The following is a 25,097-nucleotide window of genomic DNA, read 5'->3' as shown; positions in this document are numbered from 1 at the left end:
GGCGTCCGGAGGAGGACGCGGCGCACGGATGCCGCGGATCTGCTGGACTGGCCTCGAGCACCGCAGCACGAGCAGGAGGGAGCGGAGATGATCCGGACCCTCGTTCCCACCGTCCTCGCGGCCGCCCTCCTCGCGGCCGGCTGGACCGCGATCGGACCCTCGCATCCGGTCTTCGCCGCGGTCGCGCAGATGGTCCTCACCAGCTGGGCGGCCCTGACCTTCGGTGCGCGCACGCGTCCGCTCGAGCAGTCCTGGTTCGACGTGGGTCGCCGCGAGCCGGCGCTGCTGCGGGCGCTCGGGGTCGGCGTCTTGGGCCGGCTGCTCGACGTCGTCGGGTGGAACCGCCTCGTCACCCGCGAGCGCGGCTTCGACGGCACGCGCGCGGGACTGACCGCTCTCGATCAGCACACCCGCCGCTCCGAGGCGGTGCACCTCGCGTGCACGGCCGTCGGAGTCGCGCTCGCCCTCGCCGCGACGGTCACAGGTGCGACGGGCGGCGCGGCCTGGCTGCTCGGGTCGACGATCGCCGTCCAGCTCTACCCCGCGCTGCTGCAGCGGCTGGTGCGGGCGCGCATCCAGCGGGCGGGGCGGGCGGCGCGCGGTGCACTTCACGTCGCGGACTCGGAAGACAGCGCCCCCGGCGGCGGACCGACCACGGCTCCCGAAGGGCGGTGATCACGGGGTCCCCGACGCGCCGCGATCGTCACCGGGATCGGCCAGGGGATGGCGGCGCGCGAGGACATCGCGAGCCACGTCGGGCGGATCGCGCCGGTCGTCCTCCGCCGCCGTCAGCAGGAGAGCGAGGGCCGTGTCGGCGGGGACCCGCTGCGCTGCGCTGATGAAGCCGACGGCCTGCAGCACGGCGATCGTCCCCGGCGTGAGCGGGGCGCGGGACGCCGCCCAGCGACGGACCTCGGCGTCGTCCGTGTCCCCGGTCAGAGCGTCGGCCAGGGGGCGTGGAGGGAGGGCATGGGCGGGCCGGTCAGTACCCGAAGCCGTGCTCGAGCTCGACGTCGAAGGTGACGTCGTCCTCGCTCGGCTGCACGGGGAACACTCCCGTGAGCGTCCTGGTGCGTTCGCGGATGCGGGCGACCTCGGCCGTGTTGTCCGGCTCCGGGAGATCGGAGGGAGTGGTCTCGGCGACCAGGGCGGCGCCGGCGTTGAGCAGGAACACCGCCTGCACGGTGCCGCCGTCGCCGCCGATTCCGGTGTACTCCACGCGGTCCGCCGTGCTGCTCACGGCGAGGGCGACGCCGTACTCGATCAGAGCGTCCGCCGCGTCGTCTCCGACCAGCATCGTCTTGTTCGCGAAGAGGAGATGCTTCATGCCCCCAGCGTGCGCAGCGCCGAGGCCGACGGGGGAGAGACTTGACAGCTCCTGGGGCGGTCGACAGACGCGACCGCGGCACCCGGTGGCGCCCGGTCGCGCCCGGTCGTCCTCGGCGTCGCCGAGACGGCACCCGTGGCGTCGGCCGTCCTCTGAGCAGGTCCGCGTCACAGGGACGTGGATCGACGGACCCGTGCTGATGTCGGCCGCCGAGACACCCGGCCGAGAGCAGGGCGACGTGACGGGCGGTGTCAGCGGACCATTCGCCGACGCCCGCGCCGCTTCTCCCCTGTGAGGATCAGGGCGGCGAGGAGCGCGGCGAGGAGTGCGCCGATGGTGTTCATGAACCAGTCGTTCGTGTCGCAGGAGCGGCCGATCGCCGGAACGCCCGCCTGGACCAGCTCGATCAGGGCGGACAGGCCGGAGACGGCGGCGCCGACGAGCAGGGGCCGGCCGACCGCGACCGCGAGCAGCAGGGCCCCGGGGAGCAGGAGCGCGATGTTCGCGAGGGTGTCGATGCCGTCGAACGGCACCGAGAACTGCACGGTGCAGAAGACCCGCGGCGTCCCGTCGGGCGGATACACGGTCAGCGCGATCCCCACGACGAAGGCGAGCGCGGCGAGGACGAGAAGAGACCTTTCCGCGCCGCGCCGGTGCAGCAGCCAGGCGATCGCCGTGACCACCGCGACCGCGATCCAGAAGGCGATCGGGACGAGCGCGGCGTGGTCGACGAGGTACGTGCTGATCACGGTGCTCCGCTTCGAGGTGTCGGGGTTGCGGGAGAGGAAGAGGTCTTCCGTTGACGGACGGCCCGCTCACTCCAGGTCGGCCTGTGCCGACGGCCGGCAGGCCTTCGGCGCGAGTCAGCTCCGGAGGGGAGAGCCTGCTGCGTCGAAGCGGTAGCCGCCGAAGGCGCCGCTGAGCAGCGGGCGCGCCGTCGCGATCGCGGCCTGGACCCGGGGGAGGGCGAGGGAGGCCCGATGCGCCTCGGCGCTCTCCCACAGCTCGACGACGAAGACGGTGTCGGGCTGCTCGTCGTCGACCCCGACCTCGTAGAGCAGGCAGCCGGCGTCGACGAGGTCGTCGTTGTGCTCGGTGAGGACGGCGACGAGCTCGCCGCGTCTGCCGGGGACGGCCCCGAGGGTGCCGACGTTCACGAAGGTCATGCCGCGAGGGTACCGCCGAGGACACCGGCGGCGGGTGGCCGTCCCGACGGTCGGAGTGCGGTCGGGACATCACGCTGGACGGAGTCGCCGTGCTCCCGCCTGCGAACCGCAGACCGGTCGCGGTCGGCCCGAGGCCACGCCGGCTCGGGAGGATCGCGTCGCGAGAGAGGATCCCCGGTGGTCTCCGCGATCCCCGGGGGCCCCACCGGCCGGGCGTGAGCGTGCTCGGACCGACGGAACACGCCCGATCAGCCGGCGGGCCTGCTGAACAGGTTGACGACGTTCCCGTCCGGGTCGCGGACGAGGGTGGAGCGGTTGCCCCACGGCATGGTGCTCGGCGGGAGCACCACGTCCTCGCTCCGGGGTGCGAGCTCGGCGAAGGCGCGGTCGACGTCGGCCACCTCGAACTCGAGCAGGACGGAGCGGTTCGACGCGGGGACGACGGCCCCGTCGAGCATCGCGACCGTCGAGGTGCGGGCGATCGCGAGGGTCGCACCCGCTCCCGTGAACTGCGCGAAGACCGGCGCCGGGCGCTCGGCCGGTCGGCCGACGACCTGCTCGTAGAAGGCGACGAGGGCGTCGAGGTCGTCGGTGACGAGGCGGAGGGAGGTGAACGACATGGGGCTCCTTCAGGGGCGGGATCAGGTGATGGCACCAGGCTCGCCGGTCGTCGCGACACCGTCCTGTCGGTGTTTCCGAAGATCGTCCGGGACTCCGCGAGGTCCGCGGCGGCCGTCCCCGGAGCGGGTCAGTCGTCGACGACGGACCGCAGCCGTCCGTACTGGAGCGCGAGGTCCTCGGCTCGCAGGGTGCGCTGCGGAGGCCGCTCGTCGGTCACCTCGACCGACAGCATCCGGTCGCCGCGGAACGCCCTGACCCCCTCCCGCAGCCGGCACCACGCGATCAGGTACCAGTGCTCCTCCTTCCCGATCGAGCCGAGCGGTTCGACGTCTCGGACCGATTCCGCGCCGCTGCTGTCGCGGTAGCGGAGCCGGACGACACGATCCGCTCGGAGGGCCGTCGCGAACTCCGCCGGGACGACCGCCTCCTCCTCGCTCTCGAGGAAGTGCACCCGGAGGCGACCGCGCCGGCGCGGGCGGCCACGTCGTCCGGCAGGACCGCGAGCGTCTTCCGGGCGGCGGTCCTGGCTGCCTGCCGGAACGGACTGCGCTGCAGCGCGCTGAGGCCGATCAGCACGGCGACGGCCTCCTCCACCGTGAATCCGGCCGGCCCGAGGGTCGCGGACGCGTCGATGACGTAGCCGCCCGTGCGGCCGGGCTCCGCCCAGATCGGCAGACCCGCCTGCTGCAGCGCGGACAGGTCCCGCTCGATGGTCCGCACCGACACCTCGAACCGCTCGGCGAGACGGCGCGCGCTCCGCGGCCGGGGCGAGACCGCCCGCAACTCCTCGACGAGCCCGTACAGACGATCGGTGCGGTTCACCCGACCATCATCCGCCCGGGGCCGCCGCGAGCGCCCGCAGCGCTGGGCTCAGTACTGCGCCTGCTCGTGCACGTCGACCGAGCCGTAGAGGGGGGGCGCGTCGGGCGTACCGCACGGCGTCGTCCCGGGTCGGGCAGTCGAGCAGGTAGTAGCCGACGAGGGCTGACCGCTCCTCCGCTCGGGAGGGGGCCGGAGTGCCGCTTCCTCTTCGCGCCGCGGTCAGATCCGTCTCGACGGAGACGTCCCCGGAGGCGTCGGCGAAGCGTCCGGAGTCGACGAGGACGCCGTCCGCCTTCAGCGACGCGTCGTAGTCCGCCCAGGCCGCGTAGTCCTCGGGGGCATCTCCCCCGGCGTAGCTGCCGTCGGACCGCATCACGAGCATGATCTTCATCGCGCCTCCTGGTCCATCCGACCACCGTTCCCCCGGCGGCCGCCTCCGCGGTCGGATCGCCCCCGGGAACCGGCGCGCCGAGCCTCCGACCATTCTGGGTCGAGGCGACCGTGCGGGGAAGGGACCGCTACGGAGCGGGACCGTCCGCGTCGAGGGCCTGCTGGAGGAGCCGGAGCGCCTTCGGTCCCACTCCGTGGAGCGTTCCGAGACGGTCGAGGCCCATTCGCCTCACGTCGTCCAGATCGTGCACGCCCCCGTCCTCGAGCGCACGGGTGGCCGGGGCGCCGACGGCGGGAAGCGGTCGCGGATCCCTGCGTCCGACACGACGAACCGGACGACCGTGCCGACAGCCGATCATTCGGCGACTTCTGGCGGCGGGTGATTCCGGCGGCTGCCGTCACGGCAGCAGCGGCGGCGAAGGCCACCGTCGTGCGCCTCGTGGTCGTGGTCCCGGGTGGATGGAGGGCCCCCGGGCGAGGTCGTCCGCTCAGGTCGCGGAAGCCGGACGCGGAGGCGCCGTACTGCCGCGTTCGACGATCTCAGGGCCGAGGAGGCGCACGACGTACGCCTCCTCGGTGTCGGTCGCGCCTTCGATCCGGCGGACGAGCTGACGCACCGCCATGCTCCCGAGCCGGTCGGGTGCGCTCTCCACGAAGGAGTAGGGGAGCGAGAAGGTGCGCGCGAACTCCTCCGAGAACCGGCCGAGCACGGAGACGTCCTCCGGGCTCCTCGTGCTCCGCGCTCCCAGAACGCTCGGAAGTGCCGCTGCGGCCGCCTCGTTGTTGACGAGCAGGCCCGTCGCCCGAGGGTGCGCGTCGAGCAGGTCTCCGAGCGCCCGGCCGACGTCCGGCTGGGTGGAGGGCGCGAACGACGTGTGCAGTCGGATGCCGTGGGCGTCGGCGGCCTCGAGAGCGGCGTCCTGCAGGCGCCAGACGTAGGCGCCGCCGCGATCGACGACGTGCTGGGGCGGGGACACGAGCACGAGCTCCCGATGCCCGAGGGCGTGGAAGTGCTCGATCATCGCGCGACCGGTCTCCTCGAAGTCGAGGTCGAAGACGTCGACGCCGGAGCAGTCCCTCGGCAGGCCGACGAGGGCGCCCGGCTGCCGGGCGTTGCGCAGGATGTCCAGCCGCGGATCGTCCACGGCGACATTGAGCAGGACGATCCCGTCGACCATGCGGGAGTCGCTGATGCGTCGCAGTGCGCTCGTGCCGTCCGCGTCGGTGACCAGCAGGATGTCGTATCCGAGCTCGCGGGCCATGTTCGAGACGCCGAGGGTGTACTGCAGCATCGCGGGGGCGAACTCGTCCTCGAGGAACTGCGCCAGCAGGCCGATGACCCGGGTCTGCGAGGTCGCCAGCGATCGCGCGCCCGCGTTGGGCGTGAACTCCAGGCGACGAGCCGCAGCGAGCACTCGCCGGCGCACCTCGGCCGAGATCGGGCGGTTGCCCGAGAACGCGTAGGACGCGGTGCTGCGGGAGACGCCCGCTTCGCGGGCGACGTCTGCGATGGTGGCCACTGTCGTTCTCCTCGGAGGCTGTCGGACGGCGAGGACCGGTCGGACTGCTGCCGGCTCTCCGCTCAGGTGCAGGAGAGCACGCGGCGGTCGCATCTCATGCTCCTGCATCCGGGGGCCGCTGCCGGTCCGGGCGGAGGACGCCCTCCCTGTGCCCACCCTGCCGTGGCATGCCCCGCGCACGCTCGAGGCGCCCCGTACGGATACGGGGCGCCTCGAGGTCCGGGTCAGTTCAGGGTGAACTGGACGGTGGTGGTGTTCCCGGCGACGTCGTGGACGACCATGGTGTTGGCACCCTTGACCGCGCCGAAGACGCCCGGCTTGATGAAGTTCACGTCGGACCACGCGTTGTCGGTGAAATCCTTCACGCGACCGTTGATGACCGCCCTGTCGATCCTGCCCGCGTCGTACAGCTTGAAGCTCACCTGGTCGTAGACGCCCTTCTCACCGGTGGTGAAGGAGGGCTCGGTCTTGACCGTGGCCGTCGGCGCCGTGCTGTCCAGCGTCACCGCGAAGGTCTTCGTGGGAGCGATGTTGCCCGCGAGATCCTCCGCGTTGTACTTGACGGTGTAGTTCCCGTCGGGCAGCTGCACCGTGGCCGAGTGCGATCCGGTCGTCGCACCACCGGCGACCGGGGACTGCGTGCTCCTGACGAGCTTGCCGTCCTTGTAGATGTTGGCCACGATGCGCTTCAGTCCGCGGTCGTCCGTCGCATCGACCTGAACGGCCAGTGCGGAGAAGGGGCCCGCCGTGGTGGGCGACACCAGCGTGACCGCCGGCTTGGTCGTGTCGGCGACGGCGACCGGCGTGAGCGTCCAGAACCGGTCGGCGGTCTGGGCGTCGGTCGCGGTGCTGGTGGTGGCTCCGTCGGTTCCGAGGACGATCGTCCCGTTCCGGTTGTTCCCCGAGGAGTCCTGGAGGGCGGCTCCGGACGCCTCGTCGAACGCGTACTGCGCGACGGTGCCCGCCGCGGCCCGGCCGCCGGCCAGAGCGGCCACGTCGGCCGCGGACAGCGCCCGGTCGTAGACGGCGAAGTCGTCGATCGCGCCGTCGTAAGCCGGGTCCCCGTACTGCGACTTGCCCAGGTAGTTCCGGTTGGTGTTCCCGAGAGCCGACGGCTTCACCGTCATGTTCGGATTCGTGGCGACGACGGTGCCGTTGAGGTACATCGTGCCCTGCGTGCCCGAGACGGTGACGACCACGTTCGACCACTGGTTGAGCGGGAAGTTCTGACCGCCGTAGGTCAGTCGCTGCTCGCCCCCGGCGCCGGTGTTCGTGATGGCGAACCGCGGTCCGGCACCCCCGGCGTTGAGGGTGAGGAACATGTTGACGTTCTGGCCCGTGCCGAAGTCGAAGACGCGGGAGTAGTTCGTCAGCGACGCCGGCTTGATCCAGGTCGAGACGGACCAGTCGCCGGTGAGTCCGCTGACGATTCCGCTGGGGAGCGACCCGTACGACGCCGTCTTGCAGAAGTCCAGTGCCGTGCCGAACCTGCCCGGCTGGCGGGCTCCGCTGACCTGGCAGTTGGAGGTCGGTGCGCCGTCGGACCACTGGATGACCGCAGCGCCCGCGTCCTTGCTCAGGTTGAGGACGCCGAGCGTCTTGCCCGTCGCGTAGTTCGCGAGGCGGACCTTCCCCTTCCCGTCGGGGATGAGCTGCCAGAGCTGCTCGTCTCCGCCGTTCACGTCGGCGATCACCGCGGCTGCTCCGTTGGACGCTGCGGCGCCGGCGATGGTCAGGGCGCGTCCACTGGGAGTGTGGATGACGCGGTAGAGGCCCTGGCCCGCTGCCGTGATCCTCCACGCCTGTCCGGTCGCGGTCGCGGAGTCGGCCTGGACGACCGGCGTCCCGTTCGCGGTCGCGCCGCCCTGCGTGGCGAGCTGCAGACCGGAGTTCGCGTTGCCCACGGTGTAGTCGCCCGCCAGGCTGGTCGGGCTCTTCTCCGGGGTGACGATCACCTGGTAGCCGTAGGTCGGGTTCATCACGATGGGCACCGTGATCGATCCGTCGGCGGCGACCTCGTAGGTCGTGTTCGAGATGGTGACCGGGCCGTCGGTCTTCACCGTGCGGCCGTAGGAGGCGGTGAAGTCCACCTGGACGTCGACCTTCGAGCCGAGCGACAGCTCGTCGAGCCCGTTGACCTTGATGGACGTGGCTCCGGTGTTGCCGCCGGCGATGACGCGCACTTCGTCGCCCTCGTCGCTGACGGAGGCGGCGCCGTCGAGCGGGCTCTCGTTCGACGGCGGCGTGGTGGTCACCATCTGGCCGGTCATCTGGGCGTACCAGGTGTAGAGCCAGTACGCGCCGTTGGGGTCGCCGTTCCGTCCGGTGAGGAGGTCGCCCAGGGCGCCCGACTGGTTCCAGAACGGGAGCTCGGCGCGGGTGATCCCGTAGCGCTCGAGCTTCGCGATGTACCCGACCAGCGGGCCGGACAGGCCGACCTCGGCGGGTGCCGCGTACTCGGTGATGTCGATGGGCGGCTCGGGGAGGTCGAGGTCGTCGAGGATCGCCCGGACCTTCTCGACGTCGCCCTTGATCTTCGAGGAGCGGATCAGCTCGTGCCACTCGAGGACGTCCGGGAGGGTGTCGGTCGCCTTCGCGTGCTCGTAGAACGCGCGCATGTTCGTGATGTTGTCGGAGTAGGCGGGGCCCTGGATCGGCATCTCGGGGTCGAGGGTGCGGATCAGACGGTAGGTCTCGGTCCAGAGATCGAAGAAGGAGCCGTTCGACGCCTGCCAGGTGATGTCGGGCTCGTTCCAGATGGCATAGGCGACGATGTTCGTCTTGCCGGACGCCTGGGTGTCCTCGACCATCTTCTCGACGGCCGGGAGCCAGGAGGCCTTGTCGTATCGATAGGGCCAGCCGGGCAGGTAGTCCACCAGGCGGACGACGACGCCCGCACCGGCCGCCTTCGCGGTGTCGGCGACCGACAGAGCGTCACCGGTCGGCTGCTGGGTGCCCCCCTCGGGCTTCTGCACGAAGGTGTGCGGCTTGATGGGGAGGATCTTGTCGAGGGACGGGACGCCGGCGCTCGCCAGTCCGTACAGGGACCCGCTGGCCATGTGAGTGACGGGACGGAAGGGCTGGTCGGCCTCCACGACGAGCGTGGCTGCGGCTCCGGGTGCCGCTTCCGCGGGAGCGCCCACGGCGAGGACGCTCCCCGCTGCGACGACCGCCGCTGAGACGACTGCTGCGAGGACACGACGCCCGCGGATCCGACGGCGCTGTCGCCGGTCGGCATCCGTGGGAGGCGTCTCGCGTAGAGCGATGGATCTGTTCATCTGCTGTATCTCCATTGATCGAGCGATTGGTCGAACCTGTCCGCACAGTGATGCATAGATCATCGAACCGGTTCGATGTGGATTAAAGCATTAACTGGCCGAGGCCTCAATACCTCTGAGCTCTTCGAGCTTTTCGCGCCTGATGCGACATGATGCGTTCGTATCTTTCCGACACCTCTGCACCAGAAGTTGCGAAAGCTTATGAGGACCGTCGAGTGACGCAGGAAAGAGCTGTCGACGGCGTCTCGTCCTGGGCGCGTCTCACGGGGAGGACCGTGCGGGAGCGGATCCTGGCTGGGCCGCATCGTCCAAGGTCTCGGCCCGGACCGTTCACCGGGGCGGGGTCGAGGGAGAAGCCCCTCCGCCGCGACGAGCGGCAGAGCAGCGACCCTCAAGCGGTTCGGACCTCTACCGTTGCACCCGTGCCCCTCCTTCTCGCCGACCTGCTGTCGTGAGAGCGCTCGTCGCCTGGCTCGAGCACCGCCAGATCCCGCTCTACCTCGCCGCGATCGCCGCCGGCGCCGCTCTCGGACTGCTGCTGCCCGCCGCGCACCACCTCGAGGTCGCGATCGAACCGGTGCTCGCGCTGCTGCTGTTCGCCACGTTCCTCGGGGTCCCGTTCGCCGCGATCGGACGATCTCTGCGCGACGGCCGCTTCCTCGCCGCGGTCGGGGTGCTGAACTTCGTCGTCGTGCCGCTCGTCGCCTACGGGCTGTCCCGATTCGTCGCCGACACTCCGGTGCTGCTGTTCGGGGTCCTCCTGGTGCTCCTGACGCCGTGCATCGACTACGTGATCGTGTTCGCCGGGCTCGCCGGAGGGGCGTCCGACCGGCTGCTCGCCGCCGCACCGCTGCTGATGCTCGCGCAGATCCTCCTCCTCCCCGTGTATCTGCTGCTCTTCATCGGTCCTGCGGGGGTGGCGGTGGTCGACGCCGGTCCGTTCGCGCGGGCGTTCCTGCTGCTGATCGTGGTGCCGCTGTCCGCGGCCGGGCTGGTGCAGGCCCTGGCGCGCCGACACAGAGCCGGCCGGATCGTCGAGTCCACGATGCTCGGGCTCATGGTGCCGCTCATGACGGCCACGCTCTTCACCGTCGTCGCCTCCCAGGCCGGCGCCGTGGGCGCCTCGGCCGGCCGGCTTCTCGTCCTCGTCCCGCTCTACGCGGGATTCCTCGTGGTCATGACCGTTCTCGGGCTGGGTGCTGGACGCGTCTTCCGACTCGACGTGCCCGCGACGCGCGCCCTCGTGTTCAGCGGCGCGACCCGCAACTCGCTCGTCGTGCTGCCCCTCGCACTCGCGCTCCCGGCACCGCTGTCGCTCGCGCCCGTCGTCGTCGTCACGCAGACCCTCGTGGAACTCGTCGGCATGGTCGTCCTCGTCCGACTGCTCCCTCGGCTCGCCCGAGACCGAGCAGTGCGGGCCGGCCCGGTCTGACGCGGACCCACCAGCGCCGGAGACGACTCGGGCCTGCAGAAGGGCCGCCCGGGGAGTCGCCCGGGAGGTATTCGCCGGTCAGTCCTTCTCCGGTCTGCCCGCAGTCCCCGCGTCAGCGGGCTCATCGGCCGGGGCGACAGGAGCTGCGGACTCGACCGCGGTGGGCTGGACCTCGGCTGATCTCGCATTCCTGGCGGCGAGGCGCTTCTTCTGGGACTTGCCGGTGCTGAACGGGCTCACCCACAGCCAGGAGAAGCGCCGCAGCGACTGGAAGAGGAACAGCGACGCCCAGAGGGAGAACACCGTCAGGGCGACCGGGAAGACCGTCGCCGGAAGGGGTGGGACATTCGTCTCGCCGAGCAGGGGGACGAACGCGACGACGACAGCGATCACGAAGAGGTGCAGGAGGTAGATCTGGAAGCTCTGCTGCCCCATGGTGACGAAGATCTTCAGTGCGCGGACCTTGACGAGGTACTGGGAGCCGGCGATGCCCAGGACGATCGCGACCGAACTGGCGATCAGGATGACGCCCGGAATGCGGTTGGCGTCGAAGGCGACGATCACCGCGATGATGCCGATGTAGGACACTGCGAGCGCGAGCGCCTGCCAGACCTTCACGCGGGCGGCGAAGCGGTAGAACGTGCGGGGGATGAACATCGCCACGAGGAAGAAGATGAAGTTCTGGAGCACCCGGTCCCAGCCGATGTTGTCGGTGTCCAGCAGGCCCGTGGTCGTGGACGCGACGGACAGCAGCCCGGCCACAGAGAGCTGGATCCACCGGGGCACCTTGCGGATCGCCCAGGCGAGGATGCTGAAGATCGCGAGAGCCCAGATGAACCAGTAGCTGCTCGACGGCAGGATGGGGAGCACCAGCACGTTGAGCGGGTCCGTCGGTGAGGTGGCCTCCGACCGTGAGAACGGGACGATGAGGTAGAAGACGACCCGGATGAACGACCACAGCAGATAGAGGTACACCAGCGCTAGGACCCGGCGGCGCCACAGCTCGGCGAACGTCCACGTCAGCATCCGGGCGGCCGTGAGGCCCGCGATGAAGAAGAACACGGGCATGGGGAAGTAGAGCAGCACAGTGCGGAGCTTCGGGACGTACCCCTCGAGGCCGAAGAATCCCAGGAACAACGACGAGTGGTAGAGCACGACGAGACTGATCGCGACGCCCTTGGCGAAGTCGATCCACTCTCGCGACTCGGGGCGCTTCACGACGGCCCCTGCCGTGCTCGATCCCGTCATCCGTCGCTCCTCGCGTTGGCGCACAGGGCGCGATCACTCTTCACCGATTGCTGCGGATCCATTGCGCCCCCAAGATGCTGAATTCGAACCGGATGCGAATGAGCCCCCGGTTCATTCCCCGTACGGGTTCTGAGAGTACGGGAAAGTTTCCGATCACGGACGAGTCGATGGAGTATCGAGGCGGCAAGGGAAGTCCGGACGCCTCGCCGCCGCCTGTCCGCGGAGATCGCCCGTCCGATCCCGGAGTCGCTCGGTCGATCGGGACGGGCGGCGGAGGATCGCAGACGAATGGACCGTCGAGAGACCCGCAGACGGCGCTTTCGTCCAGCCCCGGGGGTCGCGGACCCGAAGAACGAGACGAAACCGGCGTGCGGCCAGGACACCTTGACCTCTCCGGCATACTCCATGACGTGAACGACGCCACCACCGCCCCCAGTCTCGACGGCCGCGAGTTCGTGATGACCTCCTCGACCAACAGCGCGGTCGACCCGGAGTCGCCGTCGCGGTTCCACTATTCCGAGCGCGACGGAGTGGTCTGGGGCGACTACGTCGGCGACACCGTGACCTTCGGCCGGTTCGTGGGTACACGCACCGGCGACGCCCTGCAGGTCTCGTTCGTGCACCAGCTGATCGACGGCGGGACCGTGGTCAGCGGCACCGGCGGCAGCCGCGTCGAGCTCGACGGGGAGGGCCTGCTGCGGCTCGTCGAGGAGTTCGAGATCGACGGCGACGACCACGTCAGCATCTGCGTCGAGGTCTGACGCTCAGCGCGCCGCGTCGCGGCCGTTCCCCGCGGTGGTGAACCGCGTCATGCCGAGCCGGTTCGTCGATCCGGAGCGGTCGGGGATGTCGGAGGGCAGCAGGTAGGCCTTGCGCACCACCTCGTCGAGCACGACGACCGAGACCACCGACTTCACCTCGGGCCGGGCCGCGACCACGCCGGTGACGAAGTCGTGCACGCCGCCGATGTCGAGCGAGCGGACCAGGAGCATCGCGTCGTGCTCGCCGGTCGTGATGCAGCAGTACTCGACGTCGGGCATCTGGAGGATGCCCTCGCGGAACCGGTGCCACGACTGCGGATGCACCGTCACGAACACCAGGGCGCAGACGTCGAGCCCCACCTTCCCCGGATCGACCAGGGCCGAGAATCCGGTGATGACGCCGGATGCGGTCAGCTGCTCGACCCGGTTGTAGACGCTCGCCCGCGAGACGTTCACCCGCTCGGCCAGGGCGGACATCGAGATGCGCCCGTTCTCGCGCAGGACGGCGAGGATGCGCAGATTGAGGTCGTCGAGCCCGCCCGCGCTTTGTCCAGCGACCGCACCGGCGGCCGGATCGGTGATCGACATAATCCACTCCTTCATCGGTGCCGGTGGCAGTTCGTCCACGATAGCGGCCCTCTGGGAACGGAGTGCGTCGCGATGTGCCATCGTTTCGCAACACGTCCAGCCGAACCCTCGCCAGGAGGCCTCCATGGTTGTCCGCTCCACCCGCACCCCGCGCTCCGCCCCGACGCGAGTGGTGATCGCCGCTGCGGCGGTCTCGCTCGCCCTCCTGGTGGCGGGCTGCTCCTCGGGCCGCGTCGACACCGCCGACGGCAGCAGCGCGACGCTCACCATCAACAAGGCGTTCGACCTGAAGACCGCCGACCCGGGCCGCATGTACGAGCCGACCGGCCAGATGGTCGACAAGGCGCTCTACGAGACCCTCCTCACCTTCGAGGGCGGCGACGTCTCGCAGGTCGTCGACGGCCTCGCGAGCCTCGAGCAGTCCGACGACGCGAAGACCTTCACCCTCACCCTGAACGGCGAGCACACCTTCTCGGACGGCACCGCGATGACCGCCGACGACGTGGTGTTCTCGCTGCAGCGCGTGATCGGCCTCAAGGGCAACCCCTCGTTCCTCCTCGACGGCGTCACCGTCACGAAGAAGGACGACACGACGGTGGTGCTGACCACCGAGAACCCCACGCCCGCCCTGCCGGCGATCCTGGCGAACCCGGCGCTCGGCATCCTGAACTCGAAGGTCGTGAAGGAGAACGGCGGCACCACCGACGAGACCGACACCGCCGAGACGTTCCTCAACACCACCTCCGCCGGCTCCGGCCCGTACGTGCTCGACACGCTCGACCTCGCCTCGCAGGTCGTGCTGACCGCGAACGAGAACTACGACGGCGACGCCCCGGGCTACGGCCGCGTGGTCATCCAGAACGTCGAGGGTGCGACCCAGAAGATCAACGTCGAGGGCGGCAGCGCCGATGTGGCGCTGGACCTCTCGGGCACTCAGGCGGAGGCGCTCGGCGACTCGGTCGCGGTGACCAGCGACCCGTCGGCGAACGTGATCTTCCTGCTGCTCAACCAGAACCCGAGCGTCTCGGCGATCACGTCGAACCCCGACTTCGTGAAGGCCGTGAAGGAGGCCGTCGACTACGACGACCTCGTCTCGATCGCCGGCAACGGCACCGCCCAGGCGTCCGGCGTCATCCCGAGCATGCTGCTCGGCGCCCTGCCCGAGAGCGGCGCGCTCACCCAGGACCTCGACGCCGCGAAGGCGGACCTCGCGAAGAGCGGCTACGCCGGCGAGTCCGTGACGCTCAACTTCCCGAGCGACATCAGCCTGAACGGCATCGACTTCCCGACCATCGCGCAGCGCATCCAGTCGCAGCTGAAGGACGCCGGCATCACCGTCGAGCTCGCCCCGGCCCCCGTCGCCACCGAGCTCGACGCCTACCGCAACGGCACCGAGACCATGGGCCTCTGGTACTGGGGCCCGGACTACCCGGACCCGAGCGACTACCTCGTCTTCACCCCGGGCGACGTCGTGGGCCTCCGCTCCGGCTGGACCGACGGTGCGGCCCCCGCGATCTCGGCGCTTGCCGACGCCGCGGCCACCGGCGGCAGCGACGACGAGCGCCAGTCGCGCTTCGAGGAGCTGCAGACCGCGCTGAACGCCGACGGCCCCTTCATCCCGCTGCTCCAGCCCGGCAACAACATCGCCGCGGCGAAGGACGTCTCGGGTGTCGTCTATAACGCGGTGTGGACCATCGACATCGCGGCCCTCGCCGCGCAGTAGCCCGTGTCCACCACCACGACGGCCGTCCGGACCCCGCGTCAGCGCGGGGGCCGGGCGGCCCACCCGTTCCTCCGCTACGCGCTCCGCCGCGTGCTCACCTCGCTGCTGCTGGTGGTGGGCGTGACCCTCGTCACCTTCATCCTGACCAACCTCGTGCCGGGCGACCCCGTGGCGGCCGCCCTCGGCCAGCGCGCTGCGGAGGATCCGGAGATCGTCGCGCAGTTCCGCGCCCAGTACGGTCTCGACCAGCCGCTCGTCGTGCAGTACTTCACCTACCTCGGCAACCTGCTGCACGGCGACCTCGGCGTCTCCACCACCACGCACAACCCGGTCGTCGCCGACCTGGCGAAGGCGCTGCCGGCCACCCTCGAGATCGCCTTCGGCGCCATCGTGCTCAGCGTGATCATCGGCGTGCTGTTCGGCACCGTCGCCGCCTACCGGCGCGGCAGGGCCTCCGACCACGTTCTGCGCGTCGTGTCGCTGGCCGGCCTCAGCGTGCCGACCTTCTGGCTCGCGCTGGTCCTCTACTACGTCCTCTACTTCCAGCTGCGGATCGCGCCGGGATCCGGCCGGCTGAGCAGCGACTTCACCACGCCGCCGACGGTGACGGGCCTCTACACGGTCGACGCCCTGCTCGCCGGCCAGCTCGACACCTTCCTCGACGCGGCGTCGCACCTCTTCCTCCCCGTGCTCGTCCTGACCCTCTACACGGTGGGCCTGCTGACCCGGTTCGTGCGCACCGCAGTGCTCGAGATCCTCGACCAGGACTACGTGCGGGCCGCCCGCGCGAAGGGGCTGCCGAACCGCGCGGTCACCTTCTCCTACGTGCTGCGCGGGGCGAGCATCCCGATCCTCACCGTCGTGGGCCTCGCCTTCGGCAGCCTGCTCAGCGGCACCGTGCTCGTCGAGGCGGTCTTCGGCTGGCCCGGGATCGGCTCCTACGCCTACCAGGCCGCGTCGCACCTCGACCTGCGCGGCATCATGGGCGTCGGCCTGCTCATCGGCGTGATGTACCTGCTCGTGAACCTGATCGTCGACCTGCTGTACGGCGTGCTCGACCCGAGAGTGAGGCTGGCCTCGTGACGGATCCGCGAACCACCCGGTCCGACCCGCGCGACGGCGCTCCGGCCGGTCCGCGCGACGGCGTCGGTGCCGGAGTGCTCGACCCGGTCGCCGCCCCCGGCCTCCGCCTGCGCCGCCCCCGCCTGCGCCTGGGCCGCTGGTCGGCGCCGCTCGGACTCCTCGGCGCCGCCGTCGGCGTGCTCTGGATCCTCATCGCCGTGCTCGCCCCCGTCATCGCCCCGCACGATCCGCTCGCGCAGGACCTGCCCCTCCTCCAGGCGCCCGGCGAGGGCACGCTGATGGGGACCGACGCGCTCGGCCGGGACGTGTTCTCGCGCGTGATCTGGGGTGCCCGGGTCACCATCCCGCTCGCCCTGCTGCTCGTCGTGATGTCGGTGCTGATCGGCGCGATCGTCGGATCCGTCGCCGGATTCCTCGGCCGTGCGGTCGACGAGGTCGCGATGCGCATCACCGACCTCGTGATGGCGTTCCCCACGGTCATCCTGGCGATGGTGATCGCGGCCGCGCTCGGAGCGTCGCTCCTGAACGCGGTGCTCGCGGCGCTGATCGTGTCATGGCCGTCCTACGCCCGGCTGACCCGCGGTCTCGTCCTCGGCCTCCGCTCGTCGAACTACGTCGTGTCCGGCCAGCTGCTCGGCTTCTCGCCGCTGCGCTCCCTCGTCCGCGACATCGCGCCCAACATCGTCGGCCCGGTGCTCGTCCTCGCGAGCCTCGACATCGGCACGGCCATCCTCCTGCTGTCGGGCCTGTCGTTCCTCGGGCTCGGCGCGAAGCCGCCGACCGCCGAGTGGGGCTCGATGGTGTCGGACGCCATCCAGAATTTCGATGCGTGGTGGATCGGGGTCTTCCCGGGCCTGGCCATCCTCACCGTCGTCATCGCGTTCAACTTCGTCGGCGACGCCCTGCGCGACGCCCTGGACCCGCGGTCGCAGACGATCCGCGGAGGAGGCGCCACGCTGTGAGCGACGCACTGACCATCAGCGGGCTGCGCATCCGCATCCGCAGCCACGCCGTCGTGGACGGCATCGATCTGGCGCTGCGCCGCGGCGGCATCCACGGTCTCGCCGGCGAGTCCGGCTCGGGCAAGACCATGACCGCCCTGGCGGTGCTCGGACTGCTGCCCGGATCGATGACGGCCAGCGGGAGCATCCGCCTCGCCGACGACACCGGCGACGGCACGACGGAGCTCGTCGGCGCGTCCCGGCAGGTGCTCGGCACGGTGCGCGGACGCCGGGTCGCCATGGTCTTCCAGGACCCGTCGACGAGCCTGCACCCGCAGCTCACCGTGGGCCGCCAGCTCACCGACCACCTGCGCCACCACCTCGGTCTCGGCAAGGAGGCCGCGCGGTCCAGGGCCGAGGCCCTGCTCGAGCGGGTGCGGGTCCCGGACGCCCGGGCCTCCCTCGGGCGCTACCCCCACCAGTTCTCCGGCGGTCAGCGGCAGCGCATCGCGATCGCGGTGGCGCTCGCGTGCGAGCCCTCGGTGCTGCTGGCCGACGAGCCGACGACCGCGCTCGACGTGACCGTGCAGGCCGGAGTGCTGCAGCTGCTGCAGGAGCTGGTCGACGACGGCGGGCTGAGCATCCTGCTCGTCACCCACGATCTCGGCGTGATGAGCGCCGTGGCCGACGAGGTGACGGTGATGCGCCAGGGGCTCGTCGTGGAGTCGGCTCCGCGCGAGCGGCTGTTCACCGCGCCCGAGGACGAGTACACGCGGGCGCTGCTCGCGGCTCTGCCCGGCTCGAGCTTCGAGGAGAGCCCGGAGGAGCTGGTCGCCGAGCTCGTCGAGGGGCACGAGAGGGCCGCCGCCGCGGACGATCCGGGCGCAGCCACGGCAGGCGACGTCGAGAGGGGTGCGCGATGAGCGCGGGAGTGGTTCTCGAGGCCGATGGCATCGTGGTCGAGTACGGGCGGCGACCGCCGCTGCGTGCCGTCGACGGGGTCGGCTTCCGGGTGGCGGCCGGCGAGGTCGTGGCGCTGGTCGGAGAGAGCGGCTGCGGGAAGTCGAGCCTCGCGCGCGCCGTGGTCGGCATCGAGAAGCGCCGCGGTGGCGACGTGCGCCTGAACGGCGTCGACGTGCCCGCGCTCGGACTCCGTCGGCGCAGTCCGGCGATGACCGGCGTGCAGATGGTCTTCCAGGACCCGAACTCCTCGCTCAACCCCCGTCGCCGCATCGGCGAGCAGATCGGCGACGGCGTCCGGGCGGCACTCGCCCGGGGCGCCGAGGGCTCGGACCCGGCCGACTGGCTGCGCCGCGTCGGGCTCGACCCGGCGATGGCGAGCCGGTTCCCGCACGAGTTCTCCGGCGGCCAGAAGCAGCGCATCGCCATCGCGCGGGCCCTCGCGGCGCGGCCGCGGATGCTCGTGGCCGACGAGCCGATCTCGGCCCTCGACGCCTCGACCCAGACGAGCGTCGCCGCGCTGATGCGCTCGCTCAGCGTCGAGGCCGGCGCGGGCATGCTGTTCATCTCGCACGACCTCTCGGTGGTCCGGCGCATCGCCGACCGGGTGCTCGTGATGTACCGCGGCCGGGTCGTGGAGTCGGGGGAGACCGAGACGGTGTGGCAGAGCCCGCTGCATCCGTACACCCGGGCGCTGCTCGCGGCGATCCCGCTGCCGGACGGCCTGGGGCGGCTGCCGCTGGCCCCGCTCGATTCCGACCGGGCGGCCTGGCTCGAGGAGCTGCCCGACGCGCTGGAGCGGACGGGCGCGTGAGCGCTGTGGAGGAGGCCCGGGCAGAGGAGTCCGCACTCTGGAGCATGCCGAGGGCCGTGAACCGCAGCCCGCTCCCCGGGGACGGCGCGTTCATGACCGCCGGCTGGGCCGATCCGGAGCCGGTGATCGACCCCGACGAGCCGGTGCTCGCCTACACCGCGGAGCGCCGGTCGCGACTGGCGCAGGCGCTGCCCGCCGAGCTGCTGATCATCCCCGCCGGCCTGCCGCGGGTGCGCTCGAACGACAGCGACCACCGCTTCCGCCCGGGCACCGACCACGTGTGGCTGACGGGCAACGGAGTCGCCGAGAGCGTGCTCGTCGTCGACACGACGGGAGGGGAGGCCGGCTCGATCCTGTACCTGCGGGCTCCCTCCGGCCGCGACGGCGACGAGTTCTGGCAGAACGACGCGCTCGGCGACCTCTGGGTCGGGCCGCGGCCGTCGCTCGCCGAGACGCAGGCAGCACTGGGCATCGAGACCCGGCCGCTGGCCGACTTCACCCGCGACGTGGAGCGGGCCGCGCGGCGGGCCCGGCGCATCCGGGTCCTGCCCACCCTCGACGAGAGCGTCGACGAGCTGGTGCGGAGCATCTGCGGACCGGAGCTCGGACCGCACCTCGTGCTCAAGGCGACGCTCGACGAGCTGCGCCTGATCAAGAACGACTGGGAGATCGGACGGCTGCAGCTCGCCGTCGACGGCACGGCGCGGGGCTTCGACGACTGCCTCGAGGCGTGGCAGGTCGCCCGCGCGATGCCCCGCGGCGAGCGCTACCTCGAGGGCACCTTCGCCCGCCGCGCCCTGGTCGAGGGACAGGGGCCGGCCTACGGATCGGTCGTCGCCCCGGGAGCGCACGCCACGACCCTGCACTACACGCGGAACACCGGGCCCCTCGCCGACAGCGACCTCGTCCTGATGGACATGGGCGTCGAGCTGCCCTCGCTCTACGCCGCCGATATCACCCGCACCTTCCCGGTCAGCGGGGAGTTCACCCCGCTGCAGCGGGACGTGTACTCGATCGTGCTGCGCGCGCAGCAGGCCGGCATCGACTCCCTGCGCGCGGGAGTGCGCTTCCAGGACTACCAGGACGCGTGCGGGCGAGCCCTCACCGAGGGGCTGATCGACCTCGGCCTGATCCGCTGCTCCGTCGACGAGGCCATGGCCCCGTCCGCGTCGTACCACCGCCGGTGGAGCATCTCCCGCGCCGGGCACATGCTCGGGATGGACGTGCACGACTGCAACCACGCTCCGCACGAGACGTACCTCGGCGGAGTGCTCGCGGCCGGCCACACCCTCACCGTGGAACCGGGCCTCTACTTCCAACCCGGCGACTTGACGGTCCCCGCCGAGCTGCGGGGCTTGGGCATCCGGATCGAGGACGACCTCGTCGTGACGGAGACGTCGTCGATCCTGCTCTCGGCGGCGATGCCGCGCACGCCCGACGCGGTGGAGGAGTGGATGGCGAGGCTGGCGGGCTGAGAGGTCGGGCCGTCGACACGATCGGCCGACGTGGCCTACGGGAGCTGCGGGGGCGCGATCAGTTCGAGGAACCCGCCGAGGGCACCTTCGAGGTAGATGATGCGCGTGCCGGCTCGGGCGCCAGCGGTCATCCGGTGAGGTGTCCCGACCGGTCTCCAACCGTGTCCAGCGCAGAGCTCGAGGACACGATCGAGGTCCGAGACCGTGAGCGCGATGTGCACCGTGCCGACCTGTGCGGGCGAGCCGGCGGACTCGAGCTGTCGGGGCGGGTCGTACTGCAGCAGCTCCACACGGTGGGGGCCGAGGGTCACCGTCGCTGCGCGGATCACGGCTCCACGGACGCCGGTGGTCGCCGCCGTGACCTCCACGTCGAGCGTGAAGGTGCGCTCGAGCACGAACCCGAGACCGGAGCACCACAGCACCAGCGCGTCGTCGAGGTCGGCCACGGTGAGACCGGAGTGAGCAACGTCGGAGACGAGCGGTGATGCCATGACATCAGTATCGAGCTCCGACACGCCTGCCTGAGGATGTGCGGCGCTCCTCACCCTCCCTGGGTGAGGCCGGTGATCCGGTTGATGGCGACGGCGACGACGAAGGTGCCGAAGAAGTAGGACAGCAGGGCGTGGGCCAGGGCTACGCGGCGTGAGGGGGTGGAGGACTGGGTGATGCTGCTCGCGCTGTAGGCCATCCCGATCGAGAACGCGGTGTAGGCGAAGTCGCTGTAGGACGGTTCCTCGTCCTGGTCGAAGTCGAAGCGGTGGCGGTCGTCGAGGTAGTACATGCGCGCGTACTTGAAGGCGTAGACGGTGTTGATGAGCGCCCAGGCCGCGACGACCCCGACGACCGCGAGGATCGCGGCCGCGGATCCGACGGGGTCCTTCTGCTGGCTGCGGAGGAGTGCGACGACCACGAGGACGAGGCTGAAGAAGGTGGCGGCGATGATGAGCGAGTCGACCAGCTTCCGGGACCGGTCCTCATGGCGGGCGAGGTCGCGGGTGCGTTCCGGGCCGGCCGGCCACGCCGTCGACCAGGCCCAGACGAGGAACACCGCCGCGGCGATCGCCCAGCAGAGCAGAGGCGACAGATCGGGGACCGCAGTGGACCCTGAGCGCTCGGGCCGGAGATCCTTCAGACGGGCACGATCGGCCCCAGCACATTGAGAGCGCGACGACGGCCACCAGCTGGACGACGCCCGCGGTGACCAGTCGACCACCGAGGTGCGACGTGTCAGCGGGCCGCTCGGTCACCGAGCCGATCCGTACTGCTCCCGACGTCGTCCGGCACGTGAGTCAGGATGTCGCCCACCTGGCAGCCGAGGACCTCGCAGATGGCGTCGAGTGCTGAGGCACTCACACCATCCTCCTGCGAAGAGGGGGCGGTGTCAGCCGGAGAGGGCAGTGCCCGAGAGCGGGTGGGTCAGTCGTCGTCGCTGTCGGGCGCGGGTGCCTGATCGGTGCTGGTGCTCGAGGTGGAGTCGGACCAGACGGCTTGTGCGCCGGAGTCGCCGATGCGGATGACGTCGATGGTCGCTCCGACGGAGATGGCGATCGCTGCGACGGCGAGCACGATTCCGACGAGGGGGCGGCGGGTGGTGGCGGCTCGGTCCTCGGTTCGTCGCGTGCGGCGGAACCAGAGCCACTGGACCAGGGCGACGAGGAACAGGCCGGCAGCCCAGGGGAGCAGGTGGTCGCCGAGCTCGGTGTGCTTCTCGAGGATCGCGGACGGCTCCGTCTGTCGTTCGAGCGCTTCACCGGCCTGCGTGGTGAGCGGGACGGCGATCAGCGCGGCGAGGGCGATGATCGGGGTGAGGATCCCGAACTTGCGGCGGGCGGCCGGCCAGAGGCTGCCGAGGACGAGCATCAGTGCGGCGAGGGGGAGCAGAACCACGACGGCGTGCACGAGGAGCGGGTGGAGGGGGAGGCCGTTGATCTGCCAGACGTTCATCGGGGGCGCCTTCGGTCGAGAGGGGGGCTGTCCTCGTGACGCTAACGCGCCCCGCCCTGCGCGCTCTGCCGTTGGACGTGTTCGTGTGAGCCCTCGAACGATCACTCGCCCGTCCTCCGAGCCGACTCCCCGCTTCACCGCCGATATGCGAGGAGCCGACCGAGCGGAGTCAGGACGTGTGCCGGCTCGCCGGCGCGATCAGGCGACGGAGCCGGTCGGTGACGAGAAGCGCGCCTGTTGCGTCGACGGTGAGGACGTCGACGTCGAAGCGGTCGGTGACGGTGTCGAGCGTCCCGACGCCGCCGGCGAGGATCGCGGTCGCGAGGACGTCGGCGGTGACGATGTCCTCGGCGATCACGGACACCTGCACGAAGGGGACGTCACCGGGCTCGGCAGGTCGGCGCCAGACGTGCTCTCCGCGTTCGGCGGTCCCGGAGGTGGCGATCGCGCGGCGACCGGCGGCGAGGGGGACGATGCAGAGCAGCGCCTGCCGGTCGCCGGGATCCACGATCCCGATCGTCCAGCTGTCGGCGGGCGAGGTGAGGACGTCTCCCCCGACATCGAGGAGCCATTCGCCGTCGCCGAGCAGCCGGGCCGCGTGCGGCATGGTGGTCGCTTTGACGGTTCCGGCGAGGTCGATGACCCCGTCGGGCCGGTGCGGGGTGAAGGCGCCGTCCGTCGCCGTTCGCCAGTGCAGCGATTCGGTGTAGGCGGTCCGCATCTGCTCGGACGCGGCCGTCAGCGCGAGCTCGCCGCGGGCGATCCGGGACGCCTCCGACTCCGGCCGGTACAGGCTGAAGCGGGCGTCGGCGTCGGCGAAGACGGCTTCGACGTCGCCGACCGGGGTGTCGTCGGCGGCGCGCAGGCTGACGACGGTGCCCATCGTCGTGAACGTGTGCACGGTCAGAGTCCGGCCTGGTCGATCGCCGATTGCAGGGAGGTGAGGTACCCGTCGCTGGTGTAGGTCGCTCCGCTGACCGCCTGCACGTTCGCGGACTGGGCGGCGAGGACTTCTTGACGCAGGATCGGCGCGGCCCGGTGCGAGATCGACACGGACCGGCCGTCCTTGTCCGTGAGGTGCACGGCCGTGACGTCGGTGATCTGCCCGCCGGCGACGGTGATCGCGACCTGCACAGCGCCGAAGCGAGTCGGAACAGATGAGCCGGTCCACGTGCCGTCGGCCGAGGCGGACGGGCTCGCAGTGGCCGTCGAGCTCGTACCGGCAGACGGGTCGGTGGGCGCGCCGGCGGAGGGCGTCGTCGAGGCGGGGGCGCCGGCCGGGGTCGGCGTGGTCACCGCGGGAGCCGCTCCTTCCGTGGCTGTGGTGGCGCTCGTCCCGGTGGCGAGCGGGGAACCGGTGGCGCCGGCGGATCCCATCTGCCAGCCGCCGACGAGGACGGCGAGGGAGGCGAGGACGCTGGCAACTGCTGCTCGTGTTCTCACCAGTCGAACCTCTCCACGTGGATCTGCCGGTCGGGCAGGCCTGCCGCTCGCGCGTCGCGGACGACGAGGTCGGCCCAGGCGGTGGGACCGCAGACGAACAGGTCGGATTCGAGCAGGCCCGGCAGCGCCGAGGCGAGCGTCACACCGCGGGCGATGGACTCGGCGGACATCCACGTCGCGAGCCCTGCGGGCCGCCGGCCGATCATCCCGAACAGTGCGCCGTGGCTGCTGCGGACCAGTGTCTGTGTCTCGTCCCAGAGGTAGGTCTGGGAGTCGTCGGTGGCGCGCAGCAGGACGGTGGCCTCGCCGGGGCGCAGGCCGCCGTGCTCGAGGAGCGCTCGAGCGGGGGTGATGCCGATGCCGGCGGCGATGATCGCGAGGCGCGGGGCGGTGCGGGCGACGTCGGTGAAGATCCCGTAAGGGCCCTCGATCGAGACCGCAGTCCCGGAGCGCAGTCGTGCGAGCCGGTCGGTTCCGGCTCCGAGTGCGCGGACGGTGATCCGCGCGCGGGTGTCGGTCGGGACGGCGGAGAAGGAGATCGGGTGGGCGTGCCACCAGGTGCCGTGGCTCCAGAACCGCCAGATCGCGTACTGCCCGCCGATCACGCCGAGGCGGGAGAGGTCGCGGCCGGAGAGGTGGATGGAGAAGACGCCGGGGGCGATCGTCTCGACGGCCTCGACCCGGATCCGGTGCCGCAGCGTCGTGAGGACCGGTATCGCGAACCGGAACCAGGCGATCGCTCCGAACGCCAGGACGTAGAGGGCGATCCAGTAGACGCGCTGCGGGGTGCTCCCGGCGAGGACCTGGCCGGCGGAGAGCTGGTGGGGGACGGCGACGAGGACGGCCGCGTAGCTGAGGAGGTGGATCGCGTGCCACGCCTCGTAGGCGAAGCGGCGGCGCCCGGCGACGAGGGAGGTGACGACGACGAGAACCAGCAGGGTGCTGCCGAGCAGCGCCAGGAGCATGTCGGCGCCGGAGTACAGAGCGAGTGTCTCGTTCCACAGCGTCAGCCCGTCGGTGAGGGCGTAGCCGACGGTGAGCAGGGCACCGTGCCCGAGGATCAGAGACAGGGCGGGCTTGCCGAGGCGACGGTGCAGCGCCATCGCGGTGTCCTGGCCGAAGGTGCGATCGATCCAGGGGATCCGGGCGGCGAGGACGAGCATGACCAGGATCAGGTCGGTGCAGACGAGGCCGGCGACGATCCCTGCGGCCGTGAGAGCTCCGGCTATATCGGTGGCCTCCGCGGGCCCGCCGGCTGCGAGGTAGAGCGCGATGGCGAGGGCGACCGAGACCCAGCTGGCGGTGACGAGCGCGTCCGCGGAACGCAGGCGCCGACGCAGGGATCGCTCGCGGTCGGCCTGCGACCGCCGCAGCGTGGTCGGCGCGTGGGGTGCGGGTGCGTTGGTCGGTCGGATCGTGGTGCTCACGGCGGCGCCCTCCGGTCGGTGTCGCATGCGCCGACCTCGGGTTTCCGGGGGCGCGCTCCTACCGTCGCGGGGGAGTCTTGGTGTCGACTATGAGGGATGCGTGCCGATTCCCCGCCGGAGTCCGATTCGTGTTC

The 25,097-nt window shown here is 71.2% G+C and carries 28 protein-coding genes and 1 pseudogene; 9 read left to right on the top strand and 20 right to left on the bottom strand.

Going from position 1 to position 25,097, the window contains the following annotated elements:
- The first annotated feature begins 87 nt into the window (after positions 1-87).
- Positions 88-675, top strand: a complete 588-nt coding sequence (locus C5C63_RS10330; RefSeq protein ID WP_104326009.1) for a hypothetical protein — start codon at positions 88-90, stop codon at positions 673-675.
- Here C5C63_RS10330 and C5C63_RS10325 read toward each other — a convergent pair whose 3' ends face one another.
- From C5C63_RS10325 to C5C63_RS17030, 11 genes and pseudogenes are all read right to left on the bottom strand, one after another.
- Complete coding sequence (locus C5C63_RS10325; RefSeq protein WP_104233977.1) at positions 676-861, bottom strand: hypothetical protein; 186 nt, start codon at positions 859-861, stop codon at positions 676-678.
- 121 nt (positions 862-982) lie between these two features.
- Positions 983-1,327, bottom strand: a complete 345-nt coding sequence (locus C5C63_RS10320) for a hypothetical protein (protein ID WP_104255912.1) — start codon at positions 1,325-1,327, stop codon at positions 983-985.
- 251 nt (positions 1,328-1,578) lie between these two features.
- On the bottom strand, positions 1,579-2,076 hold the full coding sequence (locus C5C63_RS10315) for a VanZ family protein (RefSeq protein WP_104326008.1): 498 nt from the start codon (positions 2,074-2,076) through the stop codon (positions 1,579-1,581).
- Positions 2,077-2,190: 114 nt separating this feature from the next.
- Positions 2,191-2,493 carry a putative quinol monooxygenase gene (locus C5C63_RS10310; protein ID WP_104326007.1) on the bottom strand — a complete coding sequence of 101 codons (303 nt, stop codon included), beginning with the start codon at positions 2,491-2,493 and terminating at the stop codon, positions 2,191-2,193.
- A 248-nt stretch (positions 2,494-2,741) separates the two neighbouring features.
- Positions 2,742-3,113, bottom strand: coding sequence for a VOC family protein (locus tag C5C63_RS10305; RefSeq protein WP_104326006.1), 372 nt, complete (start codon positions 3,111-3,113; stop codon positions 2,742-2,744).
- 128 nt (positions 3,114-3,241) lie between these two features.
- Positions 3,242-3,565 carry a YafY family protein gene (locus C5C63_RS17420; protein ID WP_258064149.1) on the bottom strand — a complete coding sequence of 108 codons (324 nt, stop codon included), beginning with the start codon at positions 3,563-3,565 and terminating at the stop codon, positions 3,242-3,244.
- Positions 3,566-3,810: 245 nt separating this feature from the next.
- Positions 3,811-3,936: pseudogene (locus C5C63_RS17415) on the bottom strand (HTH domain-containing protein); the annotation flags it as partial.
- Between the two features lie 7 nt (positions 3,937-3,943).
- Positions 3,944-4,327 carry a YciI family protein gene (locus C5C63_RS10295; protein ID WP_104326005.1) on the bottom strand — a complete coding sequence of 128 codons (384 nt, stop codon included), beginning with the start codon at positions 4,325-4,327 and terminating at the stop codon, positions 3,944-3,946.
- A gap of 127 nt (positions 4,328-4,454) precedes the next feature.
- Positions 4,455-4,577, bottom strand: a complete 123-nt coding sequence (locus tag C5C63_RS17410) for a hypothetical protein (RefSeq protein WP_258065434.1) — start codon at positions 4,575-4,577, stop codon at positions 4,455-4,457.
- 237 nt (positions 4,578-4,814) lie between these two features.
- Positions 4,815-5,846 carry a LacI family DNA-binding transcriptional regulator gene (locus C5C63_RS10285; RefSeq protein ID WP_104255903.1) on the bottom strand — a complete coding sequence of 344 codons (1,032 nt, stop codon included), beginning with the start codon at positions 5,844-5,846 and terminating at the stop codon, positions 4,815-4,817.
- 224 nt (positions 5,847-6,070) lie between these two features.
- Positions 6,071-8,905, bottom strand: a complete 2,835-nt coding sequence (locus C5C63_RS17030) for a LamG-like jellyroll fold domain-containing protein (protein ID WP_219815293.1) — start codon at positions 8,903-8,905, stop codon at positions 6,071-6,073.
- A 670-nt stretch (positions 8,906-9,575) separates the two neighbouring features.
- On the opposite strand from C5C63_RS17030, the gene C5C63_RS10275 reads away from it, so the two are divergent.
- A complete protein-coding gene (locus tag C5C63_RS10275; RefSeq protein WP_104326003.1) occupies positions 9,576-10,556 on the top strand; it encodes an arsenic resistance protein in 981 nt (326 codons plus the stop codon).
- 78 nt (positions 10,557-10,634) lie between these two features.
- On the opposite strand, the gene C5C63_RS10270 is transcribed toward C5C63_RS10275, so the two are convergent.
- Entirely contained in the window at positions 10,635-11,804 is a 1,170-nt protein-coding gene (locus tag C5C63_RS10270) for an acyltransferase family protein (RefSeq protein ID WP_104326002.1), read from the bottom strand.
- A 410-nt stretch (positions 11,805-12,214) separates the two neighbouring features.
- Here C5C63_RS10270 and C5C63_RS10265 point away from each other — a divergent pair, with 410 nt between their 5' ends.
- On the top strand, positions 12,215-12,565 hold the full coding sequence (locus C5C63_RS10265; RefSeq protein ID WP_258060307.1) for a hypothetical protein: 351 nt from the start codon (positions 12,215-12,217) through the stop codon (positions 12,563-12,565).
- A gap of 3 nt (positions 12,566-12,568) precedes the next feature.
- Here C5C63_RS10265 and C5C63_RS10260 read toward each other — a convergent pair whose 3' ends face one another.
- A complete protein-coding gene (locus tag C5C63_RS10260; RefSeq protein ID WP_104223259.1) occupies positions 12,569-13,153 on the bottom strand; it encodes an Lrp/AsnC family transcriptional regulator in 585 nt (194 codons plus the stop codon).
- 124 nt (positions 13,154-13,277) lie between these two features.
- Between C5C63_RS10260 and C5C63_RS10255 the strand changes: the two genes are divergently transcribed.
- Genes C5C63_RS10255 through C5C63_RS10230 form a run of 6 tightly spaced genes read left to right on the top strand, consistent with a single transcriptional unit; the run spans position 13,278 to position 20,149 of the window.
- The gene (locus C5C63_RS10255; protein ID WP_104291804.1) at positions 13,278-14,876 is read left to right on the top strand and encodes an ABC transporter substrate-binding protein; all 1,599 of its coding nucleotides are present in this window, start codon (positions 13,278-13,280) and stop codon (positions 14,874-14,876) included.
- A gap of 3 nt (positions 14,877-14,879) precedes the next feature.
- Complete coding sequence (locus tag C5C63_RS10250) at positions 14,880-15,959, top strand: ABC transporter permease (RefSeq protein ID WP_104223257.1); 1,080 nt, start codon at positions 14,880-14,882, stop codon at positions 15,957-15,959.
- Positions 15,956-16,921 (top strand): ABC transporter permease, encoded by a 966-nt coding sequence (locus C5C63_RS10245; protein WP_258063303.1) that lies wholly within the window; start codon positions 15,956-15,958, stop codon positions 16,919-16,921. The genes C5C63_RS10250 and C5C63_RS10245 overlap by 4 nt, the downstream gene beginning before the upstream one ends.
- Positions 16,918-17,823 (top strand): ABC transporter ATP-binding protein, encoded by a 906-nt coding sequence (locus C5C63_RS10240; protein ID WP_104326001.1) that lies wholly within the window; start codon positions 16,918-16,920, stop codon positions 17,821-17,823. Before C5C63_RS10245 ends, C5C63_RS10240 begins: the two co-directional genes overlap by 4 nt.
- Positions 17,820-18,674 (top strand): ATP-binding cassette domain-containing protein, encoded by an 855-nt coding sequence (locus C5C63_RS10235; RefSeq protein ID WP_104326000.1) that lies wholly within the window; start codon positions 17,820-17,822, stop codon positions 18,672-18,674. The genes C5C63_RS10240 and C5C63_RS10235 overlap by 4 nt, the downstream gene beginning before the upstream one ends.
- Positions 18,671-20,149, top strand: a complete 1,479-nt coding sequence (locus tag C5C63_RS10230) for an aminopeptidase P family protein (protein ID WP_219815292.1) — start codon at positions 18,671-18,673, stop codon at positions 20,147-20,149. Before C5C63_RS10235 ends, C5C63_RS10230 begins: the two co-directional genes overlap by 4 nt.
- A 35-nt stretch (positions 20,150-20,184) precedes the next feature.
- Here C5C63_RS10230 and C5C63_RS10225 read toward each other — a convergent pair whose 3' ends face one another.
- From C5C63_RS10225 to C5C63_RS10195, 7 genes are all read right to left on the bottom strand, one after another.
- Entirely contained in the window at positions 20,185-20,640 is a 456-nt protein-coding gene (locus C5C63_RS10225; protein WP_104223254.1) for a VOC family protein, read from the bottom strand.
- Between the two features lie 50 nt (positions 20,641-20,690).
- Positions 20,691-21,362 (bottom strand): DUF1345 domain-containing protein, encoded by a 672-nt coding sequence (locus tag C5C63_RS10220; protein WP_258065433.1) that lies wholly within the window; start codon positions 21,360-21,362, stop codon positions 20,691-20,693.
- Between the two features lie 14 nt (positions 21,363-21,376).
- Positions 21,377-21,502: a helix-turn-helix transcriptional regulator gene (locus C5C63_RS17570; RefSeq protein WP_181065426.1), complete on the bottom strand. Its 126-nt coding sequence runs from the start codon at positions 21,500-21,502 to the stop codon at positions 21,377-21,379.
- 63 nt (positions 21,503-21,565) lie between these two features.
- Positions 21,566-22,093, bottom strand: a complete 528-nt coding sequence (locus tag C5C63_RS10210) for a DUF2231 domain-containing protein (protein WP_104325998.1) — start codon at positions 22,091-22,093, stop codon at positions 21,566-21,568.
- Positions 22,094-22,262: 169 nt separating this feature from the next.
- Entirely contained in the window at positions 22,263-22,994 is a 732-nt protein-coding gene (locus C5C63_RS10205) for an FAD:protein FMN transferase (protein WP_258065432.1), read from the bottom strand.
- A 2-nt stretch (positions 22,995-22,996) separates the two neighbouring features.
- On the bottom strand, positions 22,997-23,536 hold the full coding sequence (locus tag C5C63_RS10200; protein ID WP_258059424.1) for an FMN-binding protein: 540 nt from the start codon (positions 23,534-23,536) through the stop codon (positions 22,997-22,999).
- Positions 23,533-24,963, bottom strand: coding sequence for a ferric reductase-like transmembrane domain-containing protein (locus C5C63_RS10195; protein WP_219815291.1), 1,431 nt, complete (start codon positions 24,961-24,963; stop codon positions 23,533-23,535). The genes C5C63_RS10200 and C5C63_RS10195 overlap by 4 nt, the downstream gene beginning before the upstream one ends.
- Positions 24,964-25,097 lie beyond the last annotated feature (134 nt).

It is taken from the genome of Rathayibacter sp. AY1B8, assembly GCF_002932775.1.
GTDB lineage: Bacteria > Actinomycetota > Actinomycetes > Actinomycetales > Microbacteriaceae > Rathayibacter.
Note: the sequence above shows the minus strand (reverse complement) of the source record. Positions and strands in the feature narration are given on the sequence as shown.

Excerpts from the sequence above, each read along its gene's own strand:
- C5C63_RS10330 (WP_104326009.1), top strand. The coding sequence starts at position 88 with ATGATCCGGACCCTCGTTCCCACCGTCCTCGCGGCCGCCCTCCTCGCG.
- C5C63_RS10320 (WP_104255912.1), bottom strand. The coding sequence starts at position 1,327 with ATGAAGCATCTCCTCTTCGCGAACAAGACGATGCTGGTCGGAGACGAC.
- C5C63_RS10310 (WP_104326007.1), bottom strand. The coding sequence starts at position 2,493 with ATGACCTTCGTGAACGTCGGCACCCTCGGGGCCGTCCCCGGCAGACGC.
- C5C63_RS10305 (WP_104326006.1), bottom strand. The coding sequence starts at position 3,113 with ATGTCGTTCACCTCCCTCCGCCTCGTCACCGACGACCTCGACGCCCTC.
- C5C63_RS10295 (WP_104326005.1), bottom strand. The coding sequence starts at position 4,327 with ATGAAGATCATGCTCGTGATGCGGTCCGACGGCAGCTACGCCGGGGGA.
- C5C63_RS17030 (WP_219815293.1), bottom strand. The coding sequence starts at position 8,905 with ATGGCCAGCGGGTCCCTGTACGGACTGGCGAGCGCCGGCGTCCCGTCC.
- C5C63_RS10270 (WP_104326002.1), bottom strand. The coding sequence starts at position 11,804 with ATGACGGGATCGAGCACGGCAGGGGCCGTCGTGAAGCGCCCCGAGTCG.
- C5C63_RS10260 (WP_104223259.1), bottom strand. The coding sequence starts at position 13,153 with ATGTCGATCACCGATCCGGCCGCCGGTGCGGTCGCTGGACAAAGCGCG.
- C5C63_RS10255 (WP_104291804.1), top strand. The coding sequence starts at position 13,278 with ATGGTTGTCCGCTCCACCCGCACCCCGCGCTCCGCCCCGACGCGAGTG.
- C5C63_RS10235 (WP_104326000.1), top strand. The coding sequence starts at position 17,820 with ATGAGCGCGGGAGTGGTTCTCGAGGCCGATGGCATCGTGGTCGAGTAC.
- C5C63_RS10225 (WP_104223254.1), bottom strand. The coding sequence starts at position 20,640 with ATGGCATCACCGCTCGTCTCCGACGTTGCTCACTCCGGTCTCACCGTG.
- C5C63_RS10210 (WP_104325998.1), bottom strand. The coding sequence starts at position 22,093 with ATGAACGTCTGGCAGATCAACGGCCTCCCCCTCCACCCGCTCCTCGTG.